General features: G+C 59.7%; 19 protein-coding genes and 1 riboswitch. Of the genes, 11 read left to right on the plus strand and 8 right to left on the minus strand.

Features of this window, described 5'->3' with window-relative positions:
- Positions 1-35: 35 nt before the first annotated feature.
- Together RYA97_RS15045 and RYA97_RS15050 are read right to left on the minus strand one after the other, a co-directional pair.
- Positions 36-620, minus strand: coding sequence for a TMEM165/GDT1 family protein (locus RYA97_RS15045; RefSeq protein WP_002552184.1), 585 nt, complete (start codon positions 618-620; stop codon positions 36-38).
- A 13-nt stretch (positions 621-633) separates the two neighbouring features.
- Positions 634-827, minus strand: a riboswitch (yybP-ykoY riboswitch).
- 39 nt (positions 828-866) lie between these two features.
- Positions 867-1,865 (minus strand): class I SAM-dependent methyltransferase, encoded by a 999-nt coding sequence (locus tag RYA97_RS15050; RefSeq protein WP_002552185.1) that lies wholly within the window; start codon positions 1,863-1,865, stop codon positions 867-869.
- A 319-nt stretch (positions 1,866-2,184) separates the two neighbouring features.
- Here RYA97_RS15050 and RYA97_RS15055 point away from each other — a divergent pair, with 319 nt between their 5' ends.
- The 5 genes from RYA97_RS15055 (at position 2,185) to RYA97_RS15075 (ending at position 11,249) form a co-directional block, all read left to right on the plus strand.
- Positions 2,185-2,817: a LysE family translocator gene (locus RYA97_RS15055; protein ID WP_002552186.1), complete on the plus strand. Its 633-nt coding sequence runs from the start codon at positions 2,185-2,187 to the stop codon at positions 2,815-2,817.
- 168 nt (positions 2,818-2,985) lie between these two features.
- On the plus strand, positions 2,986-4,668 hold the full coding sequence (locus RYA97_RS15060; RefSeq protein ID WP_004663926.1) for a fatty acid--CoA ligase: 1,683 nt from the start codon (positions 2,986-2,988) through the stop codon (positions 4,666-4,668).
- 311 nt (positions 4,669-4,979) lie between these two features.
- On the plus strand, positions 4,980-6,917 hold the full coding sequence (locus RYA97_RS15065) for a DUF1302 domain-containing protein (RefSeq protein WP_005778004.1): 1,938 nt from the start codon (positions 4,980-4,982) through the stop codon (positions 6,915-6,917).
- 28 nt (positions 6,918-6,945) lie between these two features.
- Complete coding sequence (locus RYA97_RS15070) at positions 6,946-8,310, plus strand: DUF1329 domain-containing protein (RefSeq protein WP_005746200.1); 1,365 nt, start codon at positions 6,946-6,948, stop codon at positions 8,308-8,310.
- Positions 8,311-8,519: 209 nt separating this feature from the next.
- Positions 8,520-11,249, plus strand: coding sequence for a LuxR C-terminal-related transcriptional regulator (locus RYA97_RS15075; RefSeq protein WP_046832677.1), 2,730 nt, complete (start codon positions 8,520-8,522; stop codon positions 11,247-11,249).
- 24 nt (positions 11,250-11,273) lie between these two features.
- Here RYA97_RS15075 and RYA97_RS15080 read toward each other — a convergent pair whose 3' ends face one another.
- The 6 genes from RYA97_RS15080 to rutA form a co-directional block, all read right to left on the minus strand.
- Entirely contained in the window at positions 11,274-12,455 is a 1,182-nt protein-coding gene (locus RYA97_RS15080) for an HD-GYP domain-containing protein (RefSeq protein ID WP_010192903.1), read from the minus strand.
- A gap of 285 nt (positions 12,456-12,740) precedes the next feature.
- The gene (gene rutF / locus RYA97_RS15085; RefSeq protein WP_044294102.1) at positions 12,741-13,277 is read right to left on the minus strand and encodes an NADH-dependent FMN reductase RutF; all 537 of its coding nucleotides are present in this window, start codon (positions 13,275-13,277) and stop codon (positions 12,741-12,743) included.
- 13 nt (positions 13,278-13,290) lie between these two features.
- Positions 13,291-14,070 (minus strand): pyrimidine utilization protein D, encoded by a 780-nt coding sequence (rutD, locus tag RYA97_RS15090; RefSeq protein ID WP_044294100.1) that lies wholly within the window; start codon positions 14,068-14,070, stop codon positions 13,291-13,293.
- 44 nt (positions 14,071-14,114) lie between these two features.
- A complete protein-coding gene (rutC, locus tag RYA97_RS15095) occupies positions 14,115-14,498 on the minus strand; it encodes a pyrimidine utilization protein C (protein ID WP_002552194.1) in 384 nt (127 codons plus the stop codon).
- Positions 14,499-14,508: 10 nt separating this feature from the next.
- Entirely contained in the window at positions 14,509-15,246 is a 738-nt protein-coding gene (rutB, locus tag RYA97_RS15100; protein ID WP_044294096.1) for a pyrimidine utilization protein B, read from the minus strand.
- Positions 15,246-16,328, minus strand: coding sequence for a pyrimidine utilization protein A (gene rutA / locus RYA97_RS15105; protein ID WP_002552196.1), 1,083 nt, complete (start codon positions 16,326-16,328; stop codon positions 15,246-15,248). Before rutA ends, rutB begins: the two co-directional genes overlap by 1 nt.
- Before the next feature lie 270 nt (positions 16,329-16,598).
- Here rutA and rutR point away from each other — a divergent pair, with 270 nt between their 5' ends.
- The 6 genes from rutR (at position 16,599) to RYA97_RS15135 (ending at position 22,985) form a co-directional block, all read left to right on the plus strand.
- On the plus strand, positions 16,599-17,327 hold the full coding sequence (rutR, locus tag RYA97_RS15110) for a pyrimidine utilization regulatory protein R (protein ID WP_005752985.1): 729 nt from the start codon (positions 16,599-16,601) through the stop codon (positions 17,325-17,327).
- Between the two features lie 221 nt (positions 17,328-17,548).
- On the plus strand, positions 17,549-18,640 hold the full coding sequence (locus tag RYA97_RS15115) for a BMP family ABC transporter substrate-binding protein (protein ID WP_004659938.1): 1,092 nt from the start codon (positions 17,549-17,551) through the stop codon (positions 18,638-18,640).
- Entirely contained in the window at positions 18,637-20,148 is a 1,512-nt protein-coding gene (locus RYA97_RS15120; RefSeq protein ID WP_117139491.1) for an ABC transporter ATP-binding protein, read from the plus strand. Before RYA97_RS15115 ends, RYA97_RS15120 begins: the two co-directional genes overlap by 4 nt.
- The gene (locus tag RYA97_RS15125) at positions 20,141-21,256 is read left to right on the plus strand and encodes an ABC transporter permease (RefSeq protein ID WP_117139492.1); all 1,116 of its coding nucleotides are present in this window, start codon (positions 20,141-20,143) and stop codon (positions 21,254-21,256) included. Before RYA97_RS15120 ends, RYA97_RS15125 begins: the two co-directional genes overlap by 8 nt.
- Positions 21,256-22,182: an ABC transporter permease gene (locus tag RYA97_RS15130; RefSeq protein ID WP_044294090.1), complete on the plus strand. Its 927-nt coding sequence runs from the start codon at positions 21,256-21,258 to the stop codon at positions 22,180-22,182. The genes RYA97_RS15125 and RYA97_RS15130 overlap by 1 nt, the downstream gene beginning before the upstream one ends.
- A gap of 113 nt (positions 22,183-22,295) precedes the next feature.
- Positions 22,296-22,985: an OmpA family protein gene (locus tag RYA97_RS15135; protein WP_005733218.1), complete on the plus strand. Its 690-nt coding sequence runs from the start codon at positions 22,296-22,298 to the stop codon at positions 22,983-22,985.
- Positions 22,986-23,015: the final 30 nt, after the last annotated feature.

Genomic DNA, 23,015 nt, shown 5'->3' on the forward strand with positions numbered 1-23,015 from the left:
TGGCGTTGCGCGTCTTGCAACGCCACGGGAATGCATCAAACCCAGCCGCTGACCTGCATTGCCTTGTACACCGCCACCAGTGCCAGCACGAAAAACGCACAGGCAGCCAAGCGGCGAATCAGGGTCAATGGCAATTTCTCGGCGGCAAAATTGCCCGCCAGCACCACCGGCACGTTGGCCAGCAGCATGCCCACCGTGGTGCCGAGAATAACCAGCCACAGGTAGGAATACTGCGCTGCCAGCATGACTGTGGCGATCTGCGTCTTGTCACCGATTTCGGCGATGAAGAAGGTGATCAACGTAGTCATGAACGGGCCGAATTTACGTGCCGTGCTGGCTTCGTCATCGTCCATCTTGTCTGGAACCAGTGTCCACAGCGCCGTCGCCGTAAAGCTGGCCGCGAGGATCCAGTGCAGCACTGCGTCTGACAGGAAGCTGCTGAACCATGCACCTACAGCGCCTGCTGCCGCGTGGTTGGCCAGCGTTGCGGCGACAATGCCCGCAATGATCGGCCAGGGTTTGCGAAAGCGTGCGGCGAGAATGAGTGCGAGCAATTGCGTCTTGTCACCGATTTCGGCGAGCGCAACCACAGCGGTAGGGATTAAGAATGATTCCAGCATCAGGTTTCCTAAGGGGCGGGTCGACACGGCTATGACACGTACGACCTCCCCGCCCCGGGTAAGGTGTTCGTGTCATAGGTCTTGTCAAACCACCGATCCGTCTGAGCGGATTCCGGGTCGCACGTACCATGGTCTGAGGACCAAGTATGTTGATACGTGCCGGACGAGCATGGCGCTCGTGGGAGACTACTCCCCTAGGACGGAGCGGATTCTGCCTCCGCAAAAACGTTTCGGCAAGTGCTTATTTCAGGAGCGTTTGGCGCTGTAGATTTTAAAACCGCTGCCCTGAGCCCTGACTTCACATTGCCCGACGTGCTCTTCGATCAGTGGCTGATAACGCAGAAAGTTATTCGCGACAAGGCGTAGTTCGCCGCCTGATTTAAGATGTTGGCGTGCTTTTCTCAGCAGGTTTTCCGTTGCCATGTAGTCGGTATGAACCCCCACATGGAACGGCGGGTTGCTGAGAATCGTGTTCAAACCCATTGGCGCTGCGTCGATTCCGTCACCGGTCAGAACCTGGGCTTGCAGGCCATTGGCGGCGAGGGTCAGGCGCGAACTTGCGGTTGCGAACGCATCCACGTCCAGCATGATGACGTCGTTGTGTGGGTAGCGACGCTTGACCGCTGCACCGAGTACGCCGGCACCACAGCCGAAGTCGAGCAGGTTGCCGCTCGGCAGCTTGTCGATGTTTTCCAGCAAAAGCGCCGAACCACGATCAAGTCGGCCATGGCTGAAAACGCCGGGCAGGCTGACGACTGTGAGCGGGCCGTCCTGCAGGTCGATCTGGTAGGGCCTGGCGAGGCTTTCCAGCGTAACGGCTTGTGGTGCGTTCTCGACAGTGACCTGCCAGAGCTGGCAGTGGCGGGCACTGTCTAGCTTGCGCGCGCGGCCGAAGGGGCTCAGTTGCTTTGCAGCCGCTTCGATACCGCCACGTTTCTCGCCGACCAGAAACAACTCGCGCCCGGCCAGGCGTGAGGCCAGGGCGTTGAGCAGGTAATCGGTCAGGTCGCGGGCTTTGGGCAGGAACAGCACGGCGGCTTCGAAGGCGGCCTCTGGCGCTTCAACGCCGAAATCCACACGGCCCTCGAACCGCGCATCCAGCGCGGCCTGATCACCGGCATGCCAGCACCATCCACGCGCGTCCGGCAGTTTTCCGAGCAGGTCATCGGCGGGCAGCCCGACCAGCAACAGCGAGCCCTGAAACAGCTCGGCCTGACGGAGTAACACTTCACTGCGCGGGTCCATGGAATGGCTCCTGAAAAAGCGCGCAGTCTAACAGGATATGGGTCAGGAGGACGCGGAGCGTCCGGAACGGCATGCGACGCGGAGCGCCGCACGATATTCGAGATGATCGTACGACAGTTGAGATGATCGTTCCGCACGCTCCAGCGTGGGAATGCAGGTCTCGACGCTCTGCGTCGTCAAGAGGACGCGGAGCCGTCCGGAACGGCATGCGACGCGGAGCGCCGCACGATAGTTGAGGTGATCGTTGCCAGTAACTGTTGCGCAGACATCAGACAGCGTAATCTGCCGGGTCTGACGTCAATCCTCCAGGAGGTCCCACATGTATTGGGCAGAATTTCTTACCGTTGCGCTGATCCACCTGCTGGCCGTCGCTAGCCCCGGTCCGGACTTCGCGGTGGTGGTGCGTGAAAGCGTCACGCATGGGCGCAAGGCCGGTACCTGGTCAGCGCTTGGCGTCGGCTCGGCCATCTTTCTTCATGTGGGCTATTCGCTGCTGGGTATCGGGATTATCGTTTCCCAGTCCATCGTGCTGTTCAACGCGCTGAAATGGGCGGCAGCTGCATACCTGCTGTACATCGGTATCAAGGCCCTGCGCGCCAGGCCGGCGGCTGCGACGGGCGATGCCGCTATAAAGGCAATCCCGGGCGAGCGCACAGCAAAGAGTGCCTACATCAGCGGTTTCGTCACCAACGGCCTTAACCCCAAGGCAACGCTGTTTTTCCTATCGCTGTTCACCGTAGTGATTAATCCGCACACGCCGCTGCTGGTGCAGGGCGGCTATGGGGTCTACCTCGCAGTGGCGACGGCCGCGTGGTTCTGCCTGGTGGCGCGGCTGTTCAGCCAGGCGCGGGTACGCGCGGGTTTTGCGCGCATGGGCCACTGGTTTGATCGGGCCATGGGCGGAGTTCTGGTCGCGCTGGGTATCAAACTGGCGTTCACTGAAGTGCACTGAAGCCTGCATTCAACAACGCTTTTACCGAGCGTATACCGAGTATGAGTGCCTCTTGCAGACAGCGAGAGGCGCTTCGAAAAATCATCCCTTTTACTGATTTCACTGGCAGGCGGGGGCTCTAGAGTCCATATTTCGAGCTCCGCCTGTGGACTTTGAAGAGGGACTCATATGTTACAGACTCGCGTTCTTGCGCCCGCCGATGGCGCTTACCAGTACCCTCTGTTGATCAAGCGCCTGCTGTCGTCCGGCAGTCGTTATGAAAAGACGCGTGAAATTATTTACCGCGACTCCGTTCGCTATACCTACCCGACCCTCAACGAGCGCATCTGCCGCCTGGCCAACGTTCTCACGGCGGCAGGCGTGAAAGCTGGCGACACCGTGGCGGTCATGGACTGGGACAGCCATCGCTATCTGGAATGCATGTTCGCGATCCCGATGATTGGTGCAGTGATCCACACCGTCAACGTGCGGCTATCGCCCGAGCAGATCGCCTACACCATCAATCATGCCGATGACCGGCTCGTATTGATAAACAGCGACTTCACGGGCCTGTATCAGGCGATGTCCGGACATTTGACCACCGTTGAAAAGACCCTGTTGCTGACGGACCTGCCCGACAAGACCGCCGACCTGCCAAACCTCGTCGGCGAGTACGAGACCCTGCTGGCGGCAGCCAGCCCCGAGTACGCTTTCGAGGATTTCGACGAGAACTCGGTCGCGACCACGTTTTACACCACAGGCACCACGGGCAACCCTAAAGGCGTCTATTTCACGCATCGCCAGTTGGTACTGCACACCATGGGTGTGGCGGCCATCCTGGGATGCGTCGAAAGTCCGCGGCAGTTGGGCAACGATGACGTCTACATGCCGATCACACCGATGTTCCATGTGCATGCCTGGGGCGTTCCCTATGTGGCGACCATGCAGGGCCTGAAACAGGTGTATCCCGGCCGCTATGAGCCCGAATTGCTGGTAGAGCTTTGGCGCAAGGAGAAAGTGACCTTCTCCCATTGCGTGCCGACCATCCTGCAGATGCTGCTTAACGCCAAGTCTGCTCAGGATGCGGACTTTGGCGGCTGGAAAATCATCATTGGCGGCAGCTCGCTGAACCGCAGCCTGTATCAGGCTGCCAAGGCCAGAGGCATCCAGCTCAGCGCCGCGTATGGCATGTCTGAAACCGGGCCACTGATTTCTGTCGCGCACATCAACGACGAACTGAAGGCCAGCAGCGAAGACGAGCAGATTACCTACCGCATCAAGGCCGGTGTGCCTGGCATGCTGGTAGAAGCAGCCATCGTCGATCAGCAAGGCAACTTCCTTCCGGCCGATGGCGAAACCCAGGGTGAGCTGGTCCTGCGTGCGCCCTGGCTGACCGAAAGCTATTTCCGCGAGCCTGAGAAAGGTGCTGAGTTGTGGGCGGGCGGCTGGCTGCACACTGGCGATGTGGCAACGCTGGACGATATGGGCTTCATCGATATTCGCGACCGCATCAAGGATGTGATCAAGACCGGTGGCGAATGGATTTCCTCGCTGGAGCTTGAAGACCTGTGCAGCCGGCATCCGGCTGTGCGCGAAGTGGCTGTGGTCGGTATCGCCGACCCGCAATGGGGTGAGCGGCCTTTTGCCTTGCTGGTGATTCGCGACGGCCATCAGCTTGATGCCAAGGGCTTGAAGGAGCATCTAAAACCGTTCGTCGAGCAAGGTCACATCAACAAGTGGGCAATTCCCAGCCAGATCGCGCTTGTTACTGAAATTCCCAAGACCAGCGTCGGCAAGCTAGACAAGAAGCGCATGCGTCTGGACATTGTGGAATGGCAGAACAGCAACAGCACGTTCCTTTCCACGCTCTGACACCGTCTGCTTGCCGCGCCCGTCGGGCGCGGCAAGTGTCTGCGTCGCAGGTCCTGTTCTGCGACTTGCCAAATTTCCAATTTAATCCATTCTCCCTGCCACAGGTTTTTTAGCGGCCTTCCGGAAACGGGCGGGCCAGAGGCGTTGGTCCTGCAAATCACACTTTAGAGGGATCTAGCGTCAGGGCGTGCTGGCTATAGTCAGCACAGGGAATGAGCAAGAGCGGAGCTGGCTGTGTGTAGTGATTCGAAGACAGAGTCGTTTTTGGATTTTCCCACTGCCATAACAATAAAACACAAGGAGTAGCGTCGATGACAAGCACACCCCCATTCTGGCGTCGGGCCAGGCTGCCTCTGGCCGTCAGCCTTGCTTCCTCGCTCGCCGGCCCGGCCTTTGGCGTGACCTTCAACGTCGGTGAGATCGAAGGCAGTTTCGACTCATCGCTGTCGGTAGGTGCCAGCTGGTCGACTGCAAACCCCAATAAAAACCTGATCGGTGCCAACAATGGCGGGCGTGGTCTGTCGCAGACCTCCGATGACGGCCACTTGAACTTCAAACGTGGGGAGACGTTTTCGAAGATTTTCAAGGGCATCCATGACCTGGAACTCAAGTACGGCGATACCGGCGTGTTCCTGCGTGGCAAATACTGGTACGACTTTGAGCTCAAGGATGAAAACCGCGAGTTCAAGGACATCAGCGACTCGGGCCGCAAAGAGGGCGCCAAGTCGTCCGGGTTTCAGTTGCTGGATGCGTTTGTCTACCACAACTATTCGATTGCCGATCAGCCGGGTGCGGTGCGCTTCGGCAAGCAGGTTATCAGTTGGGGTGAAAGCACTTTCATTCAGGGGGGCATCAACAGCGTCAACCCAGTCGATGTCTCGGCCTTTCGGCGTCCAGGCTCTGAAATCAAGGAAGGCCTGATCCCGGTCAACATGTTCTACCTGTCGCAAAGCCTGACCGACAACCTGTCTGCCGAGGGCTTCTACCAGCTTGAATGGGACCAGACTGTCGTCGACAACTGCGGCACCTTCTTCTCGCAGCCGGACGTGATCGCCGATGGCTGCAACAACAACCTCGCGGTATTGCGCAGCCGCAGCGGCCTGAACAGTTCGCTGACGGCTGCCGGTTTGCCAGCAGGCGCACGCGGCGCGGTGTTCAACTCGTTGTCGCAGCAGGGCGTAGTGTTCGGTAACCCGGATGAGGGCGCTGTGGTGCGCCGTGGGCCTGACCGCGATGCGCGTGACAGTGGCCAGTTCGGCTTTGCCTTGCGTTACAACTTTGAGCCGCTGGATACCGAGTTCGGTGCCTACATGATGAATTACCACAGCCGTGCGCCGATCTTCAGCGGACGCGGCGGCTCGGCTGCTTCGTTCAGCCCTCAAGGCCTGGTGGGCTCGCTGGTCCGTAACGGTATACCGGCAGCAACGGCGACGCGACTCGCACCCACGCTACTGCCGGTTGTCGTGGCAGGCAACTCCAGTTACTACGTCGAATACCCGGAAGACATCCGTCTGTACGGTCTGAGCTTCTCGACCACCTTGCCTACCGGCACCGCGTGGAGCGGCGAGATCAGCTACCGCCCGAATGCACCGATTCAGGTCAACACCACCGACATCCTGTATTCGGGTATTTCGCCGCTCAACCCCAACGTTTCGCTGCTGAGCGGGCAGCCCAATACCGATCAGCCCGGTTATCGCCGCAAGGAAATCACTCAGTTGCAAACCACGTTCACACAGTTCTTCGACCAGGTCATGGGCGCAGAGCGTCTGACGGTGGTCGGTGAAGTGGGCTGGACCCACGTGGGTGGCCTGGAAAGCACTTCCAAAATTCGCTACGGCCGTGACCCTGTGTACGGTCCTGGACCGCTGCCTGGCGGCCAATGCGCGACGCTCAACGCAGGCACGCTCACCGGTGCCGAGCAGAACAACCTGACCCGTTATTGCGAAGACGACGGCTTTACCACGGCCAACTCCTGGGGCTACCGCGCCCGTGCCATCTGGGATTACAACAGTGTGTTTGCCGGGGTCAACCTCAAGCCGAGCGTGGCCTGGTCGCACGACGTCAAAGGCTATTCGCCGGGCCCTGGCGGCAACTTCGAAGAGGGACGCAAGGCCGTCAGCCTGGGGCTCGATGCCGAGTACCAGAACACCTACACCGCGAACCTTTCCTACACCAACTTCTTTGATGGCAAGTACACCACGGTTGATGACCGGGATTTCGTGGCGCTCAGCTTTGGCATGAACTTCTAAGAGCATGGTTTTCAGGATGACGATGAATATGAAAATAACAAAAAGTCTGTTGCAAGCCGGGGTTCTGGGCATGTCGTTGCTGGCGACCAGCGTGATGGCGGCGGTCTCCGCCTCCGAAGCGGCAAAGCTGGGTACCTCGCTGACGCCGATGGGCGCTGAAAAGGCCGGCAATGCGGCCAACACCATCCCTGCCTGGAGCCCGCTGCCGAAAAATGCCGGAGCGGTAGACAGCAAAGGGTTCCTCGCCAACCCGTATGCCAGCGAAAAGCCGTTGTTTACCATCACCGCGGCCAATGTAGAGCAGTACAAGGACAAACTCGCGCCGGGCCAGTACGCGATGTTCAAACGTTATCCGGACAGCTACCGGATTCCGGTCTACCCGACCCATCGCGGTGCCACCGTGCCGGATGAAGTGTTTGCCGCCATCAAAAAGAACGCGACGACCACCAAACTGGTCGGTGGCGGCAGCGGTCTGGAAAACTTCGATACGGCCATCCCGTTTCCGATCCCGGCCAGTGGCGTCGAGGTTATCTGGAACCACATCACCCGTTACCGGGGCGGCAGCGTCAAGCGTCTGGTTACCCAGGCCACGCCGCAGCCCAATGGCTCGTACAGCCTGGTGTATTTCTCCGATCAATTCGTGTTTCGCGACAAGATGAGGGATTTCGATCCGAAAAACCCGGGCAACATCCTGTTCTACTTCAAACAGGAGGTGACCGCCCCAGCACGTCTGGCGGGCGGTGTGCTGCTGGTGCATGAAACCCTGGATCAGGTCGCCGAACCGCGCTCGGCATGGCTGTATAACGCCGGTCAGCGCCGTGTAAGGCGTGCGCCGCAGGTTTCGTATGACGGGCCGGGCACCGCGTCGGATGGTCTGCGTACTTCCGACAACCTGGACATGTACAACGGTGCGCCTGATCGCTATGACTGGAAACTGATCGGCAAGCAGGAAATGTACATCGCCTCCAACAGCCACAAGCTGGACGATCCGACGCTCAAGTACGCTGACATCATCAAGGCTGGCCATATCAACCAGGACTTGACCCGCTATGAGCTGCGTCGCGTCTGGCACGTGACCGCCACCCTCAAGGAAGGTCAGCGTCATATCTACGCCAAACGTGACTTCTTCATCGACGAAGACACCTGGCAGGCCGCCGTTATCGACCACTATGACGGCCGTGGCCAGCTGTGGCGCGTTGCCGAGGCACACTCGGAAAACTACTACGACAAACAAGTGCCTTGGTACGCGATTGAAACCCTGTACGACCTGCAATCCGGTCGCTACGTGGCACTGGGCATGAAAAACGAAGAGAAGAGGGCGTATGAGTTCGGCTTCACTGCCGGCACCAGCGACTTCACCCCCAACGCGCTGCGTCAGGAAGGGGTTCGTTGATACCTGACCGATACACGCTGTAAATCAATGTCATGGCCATGTGCTTGAAAAGCCCCTTTAATGGGGCTTTTTCACGTAGAGGACATGGTCTTATAAGCTGTAGGAATTTTGTTACAGTCTTTTCCGTGATGACCTTTCAAAAGAGGCGATTTACCCGCTAGTCTCCGAACACCGCTATGCCGCGACAACGATTTTCACACGAGCCGGCCATGACTGATCTGTCCCGAATGCAAGGGTTCGCAGACAGCGCGATTCCTGCGTTGGAGGGGCGATTTTTTCGCCCGCCACTCCCTGAGGGTTACGTCCCTCGTTCCCGCCTGTGCCAACGCCTCGAGGACGGGCTGAGCGGCAGGCTGCTGCTGGTATGCGCCCCGGCCGGGTTTGGCAAGAGTTCGCTGGCCGTCGAGTTCTGTCAGGGCTTGCCGGACAAATGGCAGAACGTATGGCTGGGGCTGAGCGCGCGGGACAGCGACCCGGGTCGTTTTCTGGAGCGTTTGCTGGGCAGCCTGCAGCAGTTTTTCCCGCAACTGGGCACGCAGGCAATGAGCCTGCTGAAAATGCGTCAGCGCCATCAGCCGTTCGCGTTCGAGGAATGGCTCGACGGTCTGCTCGACGAACTGGCCATGCACCTGATGCTGAGCAAACCGCTGCTGTTGGTGCTGGATGATTATCATCTGGCCCAAGGCCCGGTGCTTGACCGCTGCCTGCAGTTTTTTCTCAATCATTTGCCGGTTGGGCTGGTGGTCATGGTGACCAGCCGACAGCGCCCGGACTGGCACCTGGCACGCCTGCGTCTGACGCGCCAGTTGCTGGAAATCAACGAGCAGGATCTGCGCCTGACGCACGCGGAATCAATGGCAGTGCTGGACCGCCATAGCAGCTCGCTCGACAGTGAGGTGCTGCAAAACCTGATTCAGCGTAGCGAAGGCTGGGTGGCCGGGTTGCGATTCTGGTTGCTGGCAGCGTCTGAAGCGGGTGATGAAAGCGCTTTGTCGCAGGCGCTGCGCGGCAGTGAGGTGCTGATTCGCGAGTACCTGCTTGAAGAGGTGATCGACTGCCTGCCGGCCGATGTTCAGGCGTTTCTTTATGACACTGCGTGTCTTGAGCGTTTTTGCGCCGGGCTGTGCGACGCCGCGCGGGACAGCCATGACAGCGTCGAGATGATCCGTTATCTACAGGCGCATCAGGTCTTTTTGGTGCCGCTGGACGAGCAGGGCCACTGGTTTCGCTATCATCATCTGTTTTCCGATCTGTTGCGCGCGCGTCAGGCTGGCGGCGCGCAACCGACCCGGCTGCACCTTAACGCCTGTCGCTGGTTCAGCACTCAGGGCCAGCTGGATGAAGCGGTGGAACAGGCATTGCGCGCCGGGCATCTGGATGTGGCCGCCAATCTGGTGCAGAGCCTCTCTGAAGAGCAATTGCTGGCCGAGCAGAATGTCGGCATGTTGCTGCGCTGGAAGATGGACTTGCCGGATGATCTGTTGACCAGCACGCCACGCTTGATTGTGCTCTACGCCTGGGCGCTGGGGCTGGCCTGCCAACTGGACGCCGCCGAGGAACTGGCCAATCAATTGAGCCGGTTCCTGCCAGCGCCCTCGGCGACTGCGCAAAAATCCATGCTCGCCCAGTGGCTGGCGCTCAGCGGCATCATCGCGCGTGGCCGTGGAGACAGTGAAAAGACCGAACGCTATTGCACTGAAGCCCTGCTGACCTTGCCGGAAAAACGCTATGGCCAACGGCTTGTCTGCCTGTCGACGCTGGCCAACCTTGCGGTTGCCAATGGTGATCTGTGGCGCGCCCGCGTGTTGAATCGTGATGCGCTGGAGCTGGCACAGCGGGTTGCCAATCCACTGTTCGAAGCGCTGGCGCATTACGATCGCGCCAGGGTCTTGCAGGCTCGAGGCGAAATTCTGCGTGCGCTTGATGAGGTACGCCGAGGGCAGCAGCGCCTCAAAGGGTTGTCCACCGTGCGCTTGTACGCAGTTCGCGCGCGCCTGACGCTGTATGAAGGCTATTTGCTGACCCTGCGCCTGCAAGTGGACCAAGGACGGGTTTTATTGCTGGCCGGGCTGGCCGAAGCGCGCGCCTGTCGCGACATCAGTGTGCTGATCGGCCACTGCGTGATTGCCACCATGGAGGGCTGCGCCGGCCGGTTTGCCGAGGCTTTCGCCGAACTCGCCGAGGTCGAACGTTTGATGCACATCTGGGATGTGCCACCGATCTACTATCTGGCGATGGTGACTCTGGTGAAATGCGAATTGTGGCTGCTGCAAGGGCGCATGGACCTCGCCGAAGCCTGGTTGTTGCGCCTGACTCAGTCCTACAACGGCGAGCCGGGCGCTGCGGCCCCCGAGTGTCATCCGCAACTGCCACAACACATCGAATTGCAGCGTGCGGTGCTGGATCGACTGCAGGGTGATGATGTTGCCAGCGAGCAACGTTTGCAGGCGCTGGAGCGGCATGCCCGGGAGGTGGGCGCGCCACTGCTCGGGCTTATCGCGATGACTCAGCAGATAGGTCTGCTGCTGAGCCAGACGCGTCGCGACGAAGCGCGAGAGCTGCTGCTGCGCAGCCTGCAGTCAGCGGCCGGAGGGGCTCTTATTCCCTTCAAAACGCTGCTGGGCGAGCATTCCCAGTGGCTGCATGAGCAACTGCTGCAACTGCCATCCTGCAAGGTTCGCGATGCCTTGCTGGAAGAACTCCCGGCCTCCTGCACGCCGACACTCGAACCTGCGCATGGCAGCGACTGCCTGAGTGTGCGTGAGCTGGGCGTACTGCATTTGATTGCACAGGGCTGTTCCAACCAGGAGATCAGCGAGCAACTGTTCATTTCCCTGCACACCGTCAAGACTCACGCCAGCCACATCAACAGCAAACTGGGCGTCGAGCGGCGTACCCAGGCGGTGGCGAGGGCAAAGGTACTGGGCTTGCTGGGTTAGCCAGCAGGGCGACTCATCAACTGATCAGGCCGGGCTGCCCGCCCACAGCGTATCAACCTCTTCCAGCCCCCAGTCGGTCGGCGTTTCGATTTTGACGATCACGTCCGGGTCGGCAAAACTGCCCAGATCTATGATCTGCGCGGCGAACGTCTTGCCGGTCCGTGCCGACATGAAGACCTTCACCCTCGGTTTCAACAGCGACGCATCACTTTGCTCGACCACAACGCCGAGACGCCCGCTTTCCAGACGCACCAGCGTACCGGTCGGGTATATGCCCACGGTCTTGACGAAGCTTTGAAACACCACATCATCAAAATGGCCTTTCCATGAAGCCATCTCGCGAATCGAATGGGCAACGCCCCAGCCCTTTTTGTAGGGGCGGTCGGAGGTAATGGCGTCATACACATCGCAGACTGCGCCCATGCGCGCAAATATGCTGATCTGGTCGCCTTTCAGGCCGTGGGGATAGCCCGAGCCGTCGACCTTCTCATGGTGGTGCAAGCACACATCCATTACCGTCGCCGCCACGGGCTGATTTTCCTTGAGTATCTTCAGACCCAGTTCGGGGTGAGCCTTCATGATCTCGAATTCGTCATGGGTGAGGCGGCCCGGTTTATTGAGCACTTGCGGAGCAATCATCATTTTGCCGACATCGTGCATCAGCCCGGCCACACCCGCTTCGCGCACCTGATCATCAGGCAGGCCCATGCGTCTGGCGAGCGCAACCATCAGCGCGCAGACCGCCACCGAATGCATGTAGGTGTACTCGTCGGACGTTTTCAAGCGTGACAGGCTGATCAGCGCATGCGGGTGGCGCAGGATCGAACTGGAGATTTCTTCCACCAGCAACTGCACGTTGTCGACATCCATCGCCTGGCCCATGCGGGCTTCGGTAAACATGGCCATGACGGCGTTTCTGGCTCTACCGCAAATGGCCCGGGCGCGCAGGACTTCCTTGTCCAGACTGGCTGGTGCGGTGTCATGTATGGAGGGTGCTGGTGCTGTTTGGGGTGCCAGTACACGGCTTTTGCCGGTTTCGATCCAGACTTCCCGGGTGCCCGATTGCTGGATGCGCTTGAGCACCTCGACGTCATCAAGCATGACTTCGACCAAGCCTATCCAGAATGGATCGTCGGTCCAGCGGCGACAGATTTTATGGATGTGCATGCCAAGGGCAAGCTCAGCGACAGGGATTTTTTTCAGCATGCTCAGTCACCCGGGTGTGTTGGCACGGCAGGCAACGGGCAAGCGAAGAAAGCAGACGGCCAACTGCCAGATGAGGCCAGCAGAGTGCAAGAGCTACCGATCGACATGATTTCACCTCATTGACTGCAAGGATCATCCTGATCTCAAGGTGCCAGTATAGGGCGCTGCCTGCGAAAAAATCTTGTCTATTTGTTGTGTCAGCAACCCGTCAGGCAGCCCGCAGTGCCCTGTGCAAAACAGGCGCAGTGTAGATTTCCTGACGCGTTCAAGTGCTGAAAAGTATTTTCAGGCAGCCGGTGCCGCACCTGGCAAGTGATGATACTGACGGGCAAAGTACACCAAGGCGTCTGACTCACCCTGATCCCTTATATCCAGCACCTGGCAAAAGAGAATGTCATGTGTGCCGACGCTGACGGATTGGGTCACCCTGCAGTCGAGGGCCAGTTTGGCGCTGTTCAGTATCGGCGCACCCGTCACCCCGCTTTCCCACTGGCCACCGTCAAAACGCTCCTGCTGTGAGCGCTTGCCACCGAACAGGTTGGACAAGTCCTGCTGACCGTTGCCCAGTGTGTTGACGCATAACAGGCCGTTCTCGATGAAGGTTTCATACACCGAGGCGCTGCGATTGATACAAACCAGTAGCGTGGGAGGCTGATCGGTCACGCTGCAGACCGCTGTCGCAGTAAAACCGGCGCGGCCGCCGGGGCCATCGGTGGTGATGACGTTGACGGCTGCGGCGAGGCTGGACATTGCATCGCGAAACGCCAGCTGGCTGACCGGGTCAGCGGGGAGGGTGGCAAGGGCTTCAGAGTCGGCATGCATGGGATGAGTCCTTTCAGGTCTGTGCGTTGAGAAAGTCGAGCAGGGTGCGTTGGAAGGGCAATGGGTCGGTGATGTTCGAGGCGTGGCCGCCATATTCCAGCAGCACCAGCCTGGCGTTGGGCAGTGCCTCGGCCAGATGTTGCGATTGTTGCCAGGGCACCAGCATGTCGTCGCGGTTGGCAATCAGCAGGGTCGGCGTCTGGATACGAGCCAGACTGGCCTCCACGTCGAAGGTTTGCAGTGCATGAATACGTCGCAGCAGGTTGTCGGTGTCGGGAAAATGCGCCAGCGCATGGGCCTCGTCATCGGCCAGCCGGGCACCGTTGGCGGCGATCCAGTCTGCCGGGTACAGAAACAGTGCCTGCGCTTGCACGTAGGCGTCCGGCCCGCTGTTCAACAGCAGTTTTTTGCGCACTGAAAAGCAGCGCGCGCTGTGTGGGTTGGGGCTGCTCCACGCATTGATCAGCACCTGACTTTGCAAAAATTCGGGGCGCAACAGCGCAATCTCCAGGCCCACCAGCCCGCCCAGCGCATGGCCTATGAAATGGCAACGCTGGATACCGAGCGAGTCGAGCAGGGTCAGCAATTCCATGGCCATATGGCGGATCGAATAGTCTGCCGGCAAATCCGCAGGGCTGCGTCCAGTCCCGGCGTGATCGTAGACCAGTACGTCATGGTCGCGGGTCAGCGCCGCCAGGTCATCCGCCCAGTAACGGCTGGATCCGCCCAACCCGGAACTGAGCACCAACAGGGGCGCATCGGCATGCTGACATCGATGAATTTCATGAAACATGCACGTTCTCCGGGTGGGCTTCAGGTCGGTTTTTAAGTCAGTGCTCAGCCGATGTGGGCGATGCTGGCGATTTCGATCAGCGCCTCGGGCTTTACCAGACCGCACTGGATGCAGTAACGGGCCGGTTTCTCGCCCGCGAAGTATTCGGCGTACACCTCGTTGACCTTGGCGTAATCGGCCCAGTCGCGAATCATGATCATGTTAAAGGTGACATCGTCCATTGTCCCGCCAGCGGTTTCGACCACGCTTTTGATGGTTTCCAGCACATGACGGGTCTGGGCGGTCGCATCGCCGACGTGCACCACGTTGTTGTCCTTGTCGAACGGTAACGTGCCCGAAACGTAGAGCACGCCATCGGCCATGGAGCCCGGCACAAACGGAGCAATGGGCTTGGTGGTGCCAGCAGGAATAATCGCTTTCTTGGTCATGCGTATGTCCTCACGAGGGTTGCCCGACAGGGCTGAAGGTGGTGCAGAAGTCATCGACGCTGGAAACCCAGCCGAAGAAGGTTTCGATGTTGAATAGCGCAGCTTGCTGAGCGAAGTCGGGGCCTGCCTGATGGGTTGCATCGGCCAGCACTACGCCGAAGTACTCCAAGTGGAAACCGTCACGCAGGGTGGATTCAACGCACACATTGGTGGCGATGCCGGTGAATACCAGGTTGCGAATGCCGCGGCTGCGTAACACGCTGTCGAAACTGGAATTGAAGAAGCCGCTGTAACGGATTTTCGGCACCACAATGTCGCCAGGCTGTGGCTTGAGTTCATCGACCAGTTGATAGTCCCATCCGCCTTTGGCCAGCAGTTGCCCTTCGAGCTCCGGGCGCTTGCGCATGGTTTTCAGTGCATTGGACTTATGCCAGTTCGGCGAGCCGGGCCCTCCCGCCTCGACATAGGCCGGGTCCCAGCCATTCTGGAAAAAGATCACCGGGATGCCTGCTGCACGCGCTGCGGCACAGGCCTTGTTGATATTGGCGATAACCGGCCCGGTGCTGCTGACATCGAACCCGGCAAGGTCCAGATAACCCCCCAGCGATGCGTAGGCGTTCTGCATGTCGACGACCACCAGCGCTGTTTCGCCGGGTTTCATGCGCAGCGGCTCGGGACGGGCGGGCAGCACACGGGCGGGTTGCCCGTCCGGCAGGTCGACGCCTGCGACAGTTGCCGAAGCATTCATCAGACCACCTCCTTGAGCTGCGCGATGTGCTTGCGACTGGTCATCAGCGGCTGGATTTTCTCGCCGAAATCCTCGACGCCTTTCACGAAGTCATCGAAGGTCAGCATCACGCCCTGAGTCCCCGGCACACTGGCGACTTCATCAAGCATTCGCGCCACAGTGGCCCAAGAGCCGACCAGCGTGCCCATGTTGATGTTGACCGCCGAGGTCGGGTCGGCCATCTGCCGCAGGTTCGAACCGGCGCTCTTATCCGCCGAGCCCTTCTCGCTCAACCAGGCGATGGCCTCTTCGTCGGCTCCGTCCTTGATGTGCTCCCAGCGAGCCCTTGCCGCTTCATCGGTATCGTCGGCGATGATCATGAACAGCACGCAGGAGGTAACGTTGCGGCCGGTCTTTTCGTTGGCTTCGATCAGTTTCTGTGCGGTGGGCGCAAACGCAGTAGGGGTGTTCACGCCCTTGCCGAAGCAGAAGTTGTAATCGGCGTACTGCGCTGAGAAAGCCATGCCTGCTTCGCTTTGACCGGCGCAGATCAGCTTCATGTCAGCCTTTGGACGAGGGCTGACGCGGCAGTCCTGCATGCTGAAATGCTCGCCCTTGAAATCACTGCTGCCGGTGGCCCACAGGTCGCGCAGAACCTGGGCGTATTCGGCCAGGTATTCATAGCGGGTATGGAAGAACTCATCGCCGGGCCACAGGCCCATCTGCTCGTATTCGGGTTTCTGCCAGCCGGTGACCAGGTTGATCCCGAAGCGGCCATTGGAGATCGAATCGATGGTCGAGGCCATGCGTGCAGCGATGGCAGGTGGAATGGTCAGAGTGGCCACGGTGGCGAACAGCTGGATCTTGCTGGTCACTGCCGCCAGCCCCGCCATCAGCGTGAAGGACTCCAGGTTGTGCTCCCAGAACTCTGTCTTGCCGCCGAAGCCGCGCAGTTTGATCATCGATAACGCAAAGTCGAAACCGTAGCCCTCGGCCGTCTGCACGATCTGTTTGTTCAGCTCGAAAGTCGGCATGTACTGCGGTGCGTTGCTGGAAATCAGCCAGCCGTTGTTGCCGATGGGGATGAAGATACCGATGTCCATATAAGGCCTCTCTGCGTTGGTCGATGCGTGCCAGAGCACTTGATTCATCTCTTAATTCGCCATTGCATTAAGTGGGCCATAAATTTTTATTGTTTTTATTCAATTGCTTACAAATAAAACTCATTTTTTGCAGACCATTTGGTCTGAATCAGAGCACTTGGTTTGTGCAGGGCGCACGCAGATGGGGCAGAGTCGACCGGCTGGGTAACCCATATCGACAAAACAGCTGCGCCCGTTAAGATGCCCGCTCATTTCGGCATCACTGGATGGATGTGCGTGAACAAGAAACCTCCTGTGACGGAGCCCGCGAGCAAGCGCGGACGCAAGGTCAAGCCCGAAACCGTGGTCAAGACCACTCGCGAGCCCAGCGCTACTTCACTGAAGCGGCGCATGCGCCTGATGGAAGGCAAGCGCACGCTGATTCTCGATGCGGCGCTGGAGATATTTTCCCGCTATGGCGTGCACGGCAGCAGCCTGGACCAGGTCGCGAGCCTGGCGGATGTTTCCAAGACCAACCTGCTGTATTACTTCAGCAGCAAGGATGATCTGTACCTCAACGTACTGCGTCAGTTGCTTGAAGTCTGGCTGAGCCCGCTGGTGCATTTCACTGCCGACAAGGAGCCGGTGCAGGCTATCGGCGCCTACATCAAGGCCAAACTGGAAATGTCCCGTGATCACCCGGCCGAATCACGGCTGTTCTGTATGGAAGTGATGCAGGGCGCGCCGCTGATTCAGGGCGAGTTGCAGCACCCGTTGCGCGACACGGTGCAGGCCAAGGTGGCAGTCATTCAGCACTGGATCGACAGCGGCCAGTTGGCCCCGATCAACCCGCACCATCTGATTTTCACCCTGTGGGCGACCACTCAGCATTACGCCGATTTCCGCACTCAGGTCGAGGCCGTTACCGGCAAGACGCTGGACGACCCGGTGTTTTTCGAAGAAGTGCTGGCGAGCCTGCGCAGCATGATCCTGGACGGCATCCTGCCGCGTACTGCCTGAAAAATTGCGCGGGCCCCGACACGCGCACCCTGGACGCGCAGTGAATGCAGGTCATGCACAAACCAAGTGCTCTGATTCAGACCATTTGATCTGTTCTGCGCGGTGAAATCGAGTCATGCCGTTGTTCCATAGCGTTTTCCCGGTAGTGGCATGGATGCTGCTACGGCCTGAGAGTCGGCCACGTGCTGCCCTCATCGGCCATTACCCTCAGGAAAACGTCTATGTACAAGAAACTGTTGCCCGGGACATTGTGTGCGGCTGTAGCGTTCGGGGCCGCCGGCTTCGCTCAGGCCGAGGGCTTGACCCTGAAGGGACCTGCGAAAATCGCCATGGTCTACATCAGCCCGCGCAATGACGGCGGCTGGACTCAGGCATTCGATGAGGCGCGCGTGAAGCTTGAGAAGGATCTGGACACAAAAATCCAGTTCGTGGAAAGCGTGCCCGAGAACGCCGCTGCCATTACCCCCGTGGTCGACCGACTCATCGCACGCGGTGCCAACATCATCGTCGGCACTGCATTCGGTTACTCAGACACCTTCCTTGCGCTGGCCAAAAAATACCCTGATGTCGCGTTCCTGAACGGCTCGGGCACCACCAACGCGGCCAACCTCGAATCGTTTTATGGCCGTACCTACGAGAGCCAGTACCTGTGCGGCATGGCCGCTGGTGCTGCGTCGAAAACCGGCAAGCTGGGCTTCGTCGCCGCCAACCCGTTCGGCCAGGTCAACTGGACCATCAACGCCTACGAACTGGGTGCCCGGCAGATCAATCCGAAAGCCACCGTCACTGTGGTTTATACCGGCGCCTGGAATGACCCGGTCAAGGAGCGCGCGGCAACCATGGCATTGATCGACAACGGCGTCGATGTGGTCGGCCAGCACGTCGACAGCCCGACACCGCAGATCGTCGCTCAGGAGCGCGGCATTCATGGCACCGGCCACCATCGGGATCTGAGCGAGTTTGCCCCCAAGGCAACCGTCTGTTCCTCGTTGTGGGTCTGGGACCGCTTCCTGGGGCCAGAGCTCAAAAAGGTCATCGCGGGCAACTGGACCCCGCCCGCCAACGGTGCACTGCTGTCGATGCAGCAGGGCGGCACCGATATCACGCTGAGCAAAGACCCGATCATTTCGGAAGACAATCGCAAGAAGATCATGGCCGAGCGTGACGAACTGCTGGCAGGCAGGAAAATCATCTACAGCGGACCGCTGGCGGACCGTGACGGCAAGGAGCGGGTTGCGGCCGGTCAGCAATTGTCTGACCCGGATCTGTGGAAGATGGACTGGTTTGTCGAAGGCGTGAAGACTCAGCAATGAGTCAGGTCAACGCGCTGCAACTCACCGGCATCAGTAAATCGTTCGATGGCTTCAAGGCGCTGATCGATGCCGATTTCACCGCCTGTTGGGGCGAAGTGCATGCGTTGCTGGGCGAGAACGGTGCAGGCAAGTCATCGCTGATGAACATTGCAGCCGGGCTGTACGCACCGGAAACCGGCACGCTGCTGCTGGACGACAACCCGGTTCGGCTTCAGGGGCCCAGGGACGCCAGCCGTTACCGGATTGGCATGGTTCACCAGCACTTCAAGCTGGTGAAGCCCTTTACAGTGGCGCAGAACATTCTGTTGGCACTGCCCGAGCAACCGGGCGAAGGCAGCTATCGAAAGCGTCTGCGTGCGCTGGAGCAAGAGATTGTCAGCAAGGCGGACGAACTGGGGTTTGCGATTGACCCGGCCCGGACCGTCGACAGCCTGTCGGTCGCCGAGCAGCAGCGCGTCGAGATTCTCAAGGTGCTGCTGGCCGGTGCGCGCATTCTGATCCTTGATGAGCCGACCGCAGTCCTGACCGATCAGGAGGCCGAACGTTTGCTGCTGACCGTTCAGGCCTTTGCGCGGCAGGGCGCTGCGGTGATTCTGGTGACGCACAAGATGGCCGACGTCAAACGCTATGCCGACCGTGTGACCGTGATGCGCGGCGGGCGCACCGTGCAGACTGTTGACCCGCAGAAGGTGAGTGTCGAGCAACTGGTGCAACTGACCGTGGGCGAGTCGGTGCCGGTCGCAGAACATCATTGCGCAACGCCTGGTGAGGTGCGTTTACAGGTACGCGATTTGCGCAGCGTCGGCAGCGGCGCACTCAACGGCGTGAACATGACCCTGCACGCCGGGCAGATCTACGGTATTGCAGGCGTTGGCGGCAATGGTCAGGCCGAACTGGCCAACGCATTGATGGGGCTGCCGCAGGCCACCGAGGGCGAAATCCACATGGCCTCTTTTGGCGACCTGCGCAGTGCGTCGGCTGATCAGCGTCGGCAACTGCGCATCGCTTCCATCCCGGCGGACCGCTACGGCGCGGCGCTGGCCGGGTCGCTGTCGGTGGCCGAGAACTTCGGCATCGGCAACATCCATAGCGGGCAATACGGTTCTTTCTGGCGTCTGGGCTACAAGCGCCTGAAACAGGACGCGCAAAGCGCGGTGGCGGACTTCGATGTGCAGGGCGTGCGCTCTCTCGATCAGAAAGCTGCACTGCTGTCGGGCGGCAACGCACAGAAACTGGTGATCGCCCGTGAATTCAGCCGCGACCCGCAATTGGTGCTGGTGCATAGCCCGAGCCGTGGCCTGGACGTGCGTGCCACACAGGCAGTGCATGCCCGCCTGCGCGCGGCACGCGATGCAGGCGCTGCGGTGCTGGTGATCAGCGAAGACCTGGACGAAGTATTGAGCCTGGCTGACCGTATCGGCGTAATGAACGGCGGGCGTGTCGTCGCCGAGTTCGATTACCCCGCTGACCGTCAGGCTATCGGCAAAGCGATGGTGAGCCATGAGTGACACAACTGCATTGCAACAGACTGCTCCAGTACGCCAACCGTTGCTGTCGCGCCGCTACACGCTGGAACTTCGTCAGCAGACTGGCTGGCCCTTGCAGGCGCTGATCATAGCCTTGGCGTTGCTGGTCGGCCTGGCGATCTGTACCACTATCCTGATTCTTGCCGGGGTGCCTGCTGACGAGTTGCTCAACGAATTCGTCGTTCAAACGGTGTTCGATGCCCAAAACTTCAAGGCTGTGCTGTTTCAGGCGTCGCCGATGATTATGGTCGGCCTGGCCGGGTGCATGGCGTTTCGTGCGCGCTTCTGGAACCTGGGGCTGGAGGGCCAGATGATCTGGGGAGCGATTGGTACCACGGCGATTTCGCTGTTCCAGGTGGGGCCGGAAGTTCTGCGCCTGCCGCTAATGATGGCGGCGGCTGTGATCTGCGGGTTGCTGTGGAGCCTGGGGCCGGTACTGTTGAAGCTAAAGTGGCAGGTCAACGAGATCATCTCGACCCTGATGCTCAATTACATCGCCGCCAACTTCCTTCTGCATCTGGTTTATGGCAGTTGGAAGGACCCGCGAGACAACTTTCCCTACTCGCCTGCGTTTCAAAGCTTTGAGCGTTTGCCTGATCTGTTTGCGGGGTATAACGCAGCGATCCCCCTGGCGCTGTTGGTCACCGGCCTGACTCTGTGGTTTGTCGGCGTCTCGCGGGCCGGGCTGTACCTGCGCTTCGTCGATGCCAACCCGAAGGTCGCCGGGGCTGTGGGTGTGCCGGTGCGCAAGATGATTATCGGCACTGTGCTGCTTTCAGGTGCACTGGCAGGGCTCGCAGGTTTCGTTGTGACGTCCGGGCAGGAAGGGCGCCTTACCCAGTCGTTCTATCAGGGCTACGGTTTTTCCGGGATTCTCATCGCCTTTCTGGCCCGCAATAACCCAGTGGCCGCTACCGTGGTCGCGCTGCTGATCGCCATGCTGTTCGTGGCCGGGCGCAACCTGCAGGTGTTCTATCAGATTCCGTTTTCGATGGTGCAACTGATCCAGGCAATCCTGGTGATCTGCGTCGCGTCGTCGGACTTTTTCATCCGCCATCGCCTGCGGCGCATTCAGGCAGGAGAATGTTGATGGAGCTTATTTCCCACTGGTTGGGCAGCGCACCGGATTTCGCCGTGCCGTTTGCGCTGGCCGCACTGGGCCTGATCCTCATCGAGCGCAGCGGTGTACTGGCGCTGGGCGTCGAGGGGCTGATGCTGGTCGGCGCGTTGGCGGGCATCGGTATGCAGTTGAGCCTGGGCTCGCCTGGTCTTTCGCTGCTGGCGTCGATGGTGGCGGCAGGCCTGGTTTCGTTGCTGTTTGCGCTGATGGTGTTGGTGCTGCGGATCAATCAGGTGATTGCCGGCCTGGCGCTGGTGTTCTTCTGTCAGGGTTTGACCGGTCTGCTGGGTACGCTGCTTGGCTGGACCAACCGGCCAGTCAGCGGCTTGCAGGCGTTGGAACTATGGCCTTTGTCCGAGCTGCCGGTGGTAGGCAGGGTGTTTGTTCAGAACCCACTGGTGTATTTGACCGTGGTGATTTTCATTGCGGTGGTCTGGCTGCTTGACCGCTCCCGAACCGGGCTGCGTTTGCGGGCGGTTGGCGAGAACCCGCAGGCCGCCGATGCCGCAGGCATTTCTGTGTTGGGTTACCGCTTGGCGGCAATTGTCGCCGGTTCTGCATTGATGGGGCTGGCGGGCGGCTTCATTGCCGTACTCAGTACCAAGATGTGGATCGCGGACATGACAGGCGGACGCGGCTGGATTGCGGTTTCGCTGGTGATCTTCGCGCGCTGGTCGCCCTGGCGTGCGTTGGCCGGTGCTTTGCTGTTCGGTGGCATCGAGGCGCTGATTCCGCAATTGGCGGCCACGGGGGTGCGCCTGCCTCAGTATTTCGTCTTGATGACGCCCTACGCGGTCACGTTGTTGGTGATGGTCTGGGTGGCAAGCGGCAAGCGTCAATCCAGCAGTCAGCCGGGTGCGTTGGGCGAGCCTTATATTCGTGAGGAACGACGCTGAGCAAAACACGTCAAGCGCCGTAATACGGGCGGTTCAGCAGGGGTTAAGGAATTTTTGACAGCTGGCATGCTCTAATCCGGTTACCAGCGTTCGTCAAAACCAGGAGCTCCTGAATGTTTACCTCGCGTCGTTTGATCATTGTTGCCACCGCCGTAGCCATGCTGTCGGGCTGTGCAACATCCAATCCCTATGACAATCAAGGCCAAGCGCAAAGCTCCGGTGGCATGAGCAAAACAGCCAAGTACGGCGGACTCGGCGCATTGGCCGGTGCAGTAGCAGGTGCCGCCATCGACCACAATCATCGTGGCAAGGGCGCATTGATTGGTGCTGCCGTTGCGGGCGCTGCATCGGCGGGGTATGGCTATTACGCAGACAAGCAGGAAGCAGCATTGCGCGCGAGCATGGCCAATACTGGCGTCGAGGTGCAGCGTCAGGGTGACCAGATCAAACTGATCATGCCGGGTAACATAACGTTCGCAACGGACTCTTCGGCAATCGCCAGCAGCTTCTATTCGCCGCTCAACAACCTGGCGAATTCACTCAAGCAGTTCAACCAGAACAACATTGAAATCGTCGGTTACACCGACAGCACCGGCAGCCGCCAGCACAACATGGACCTGTCGCAGCAGCGCGCACAAAGCGTTGCGACGTACCTGACTTCGCAGGGCGTTGATCAATCGCACCTGTCAGTGCGCGGCGCGGGCCCCGACCAACCGATTGCCAGCAACGCCGATGTCAATGGCCGCGCCCAGAACCGCCGTGTCGAGGTAAACCTCAAGCCGATTCCGGGTCAGCAGTACTGATCAACAACGTTGCGTTGGCACGATATTGGT

This window comes from Pseudomonas syringae group sp. 26L6, assembly GCF_032587815.1.
GTDB classification, from domain to species: domain Bacteria; phylum Pseudomonadota; class Gammaproteobacteria; order Pseudomonadales; family Pseudomonadaceae; genus Aquipseudomonas; species Aquipseudomonas amygdali.

Excerpts from the sequence above, each read along its gene's own strand:
- RYA97_RS15050 (WP_002552185.1), bottom strand. The coding sequence starts at position 1,865 with ATGGACCCGCGCAGTGAAGTGTTACTCCGTCAGGCCGAGCTGTTTCAG.
- RYA97_RS15055 (WP_002552186.1), top strand. The coding sequence starts at position 2,185 with ATGTATTGGGCAGAATTTCTTACCGTTGCGCTGATCCACCTGCTGGCC.
- rutD (WP_044294100.1), bottom strand. The coding sequence starts at position 14,070 with ATGTTTCATGAAATTCATCGATGTCAGCATGCCGATGCGCCCCTGTTG.
- rutB (WP_044294096.1), bottom strand. The coding sequence starts at position 15,246 with ATGAATGCTTCGGCAACTGTCGCAGGCGTCGACCTGCCGGACGGGCAA.
- RYA97_RS15120 (WP_117139491.1), top strand. The coding sequence starts at position 18,637 with ATGAGTCAGGTCAACGCGCTGCAACTCACCGGCATCAGTAAATCGTTC.
- rutC (WP_002552194.1), bottom strand. The coding sequence starts at position 14,498 with ATGACCAAGAAAGCGATTATTCCTGCTGGCACCACCAAGCCCATTGCT.
- RYA97_RS15130 (WP_044294090.1), top strand. The coding sequence starts at position 21,256 with ATGGAGCTTATTTCCCACTGGTTGGGCAGCGCACCGGATTTCGCCGTG.
- RYA97_RS15070 (WP_005746200.1), top strand. The coding sequence starts at position 6,946 with ATGAAAATAACAAAAAGTCTGTTGCAAGCCGGGGTTCTGGGCATGTCG.
- RYA97_RS15060 (WP_004663926.1), top strand. The coding sequence starts at position 2,986 with ATGTTACAGACTCGCGTTCTTGCGCCCGCCGATGGCGCTTACCAGTAC.
- RYA97_RS15115 (WP_004659938.1), top strand. The coding sequence starts at position 17,549 with ATGTACAAGAAACTGTTGCCCGGGACATTGTGTGCGGCTGTAGCGTTC.
- RYA97_RS15065 (WP_005778004.1), top strand. The coding sequence starts at position 4,980 with ATGACAAGCACACCCCCATTCTGGCGTCGGGCCAGGCTGCCTCTGGCC.
- RYA97_RS15075 (WP_046832677.1), top strand. The coding sequence starts at position 8,520 with ATGACTGATCTGTCCCGAATGCAAGGGTTCGCAGACAGCGCGATTCCT.
- RYA97_RS15125 (WP_117139492.1), top strand. The coding sequence starts at position 20,141 with ATGAGTGACACAACTGCATTGCAACAGACTGCTCCAGTACGCCAACCG.
- RYA97_RS15135 (WP_005733218.1), top strand. The coding sequence starts at position 22,296 with ATGTTTACCTCGCGTCGTTTGATCATTGTTGCCACCGCCGTAGCCATG.
- rutF (WP_044294102.1), bottom strand. The coding sequence starts at position 13,277 with ATGCATGCCGACTCTGAAGCCCTTGCCACCCTCCCCGCTGACCCGGTC.
- rutR (WP_005752985.1), top strand. The coding sequence starts at position 16,599 with ATGTGCGTGAACAAGAAACCTCCTGTGACGGAGCCCGCGAGCAAGCGC.
- RYA97_RS15045 (WP_002552184.1), bottom strand. The coding sequence starts at position 620 with ATGCTGGAATCATTCTTAATCCCTACCGCTGTGGTTGCGCTCGCCGAA.
- RYA97_RS15080 (WP_010192903.1), bottom strand. The coding sequence starts at position 12,455 with ATGCTGAAAAAAATCCCTGTCGCTGAGCTTGCCCTTGGCATGCACATC.
- rutA (WP_002552196.1), bottom strand. The coding sequence starts at position 16,328 with ATGGACATCGGTATCTTCATCCCCATCGGCAACAACGGCTGGCTGATT.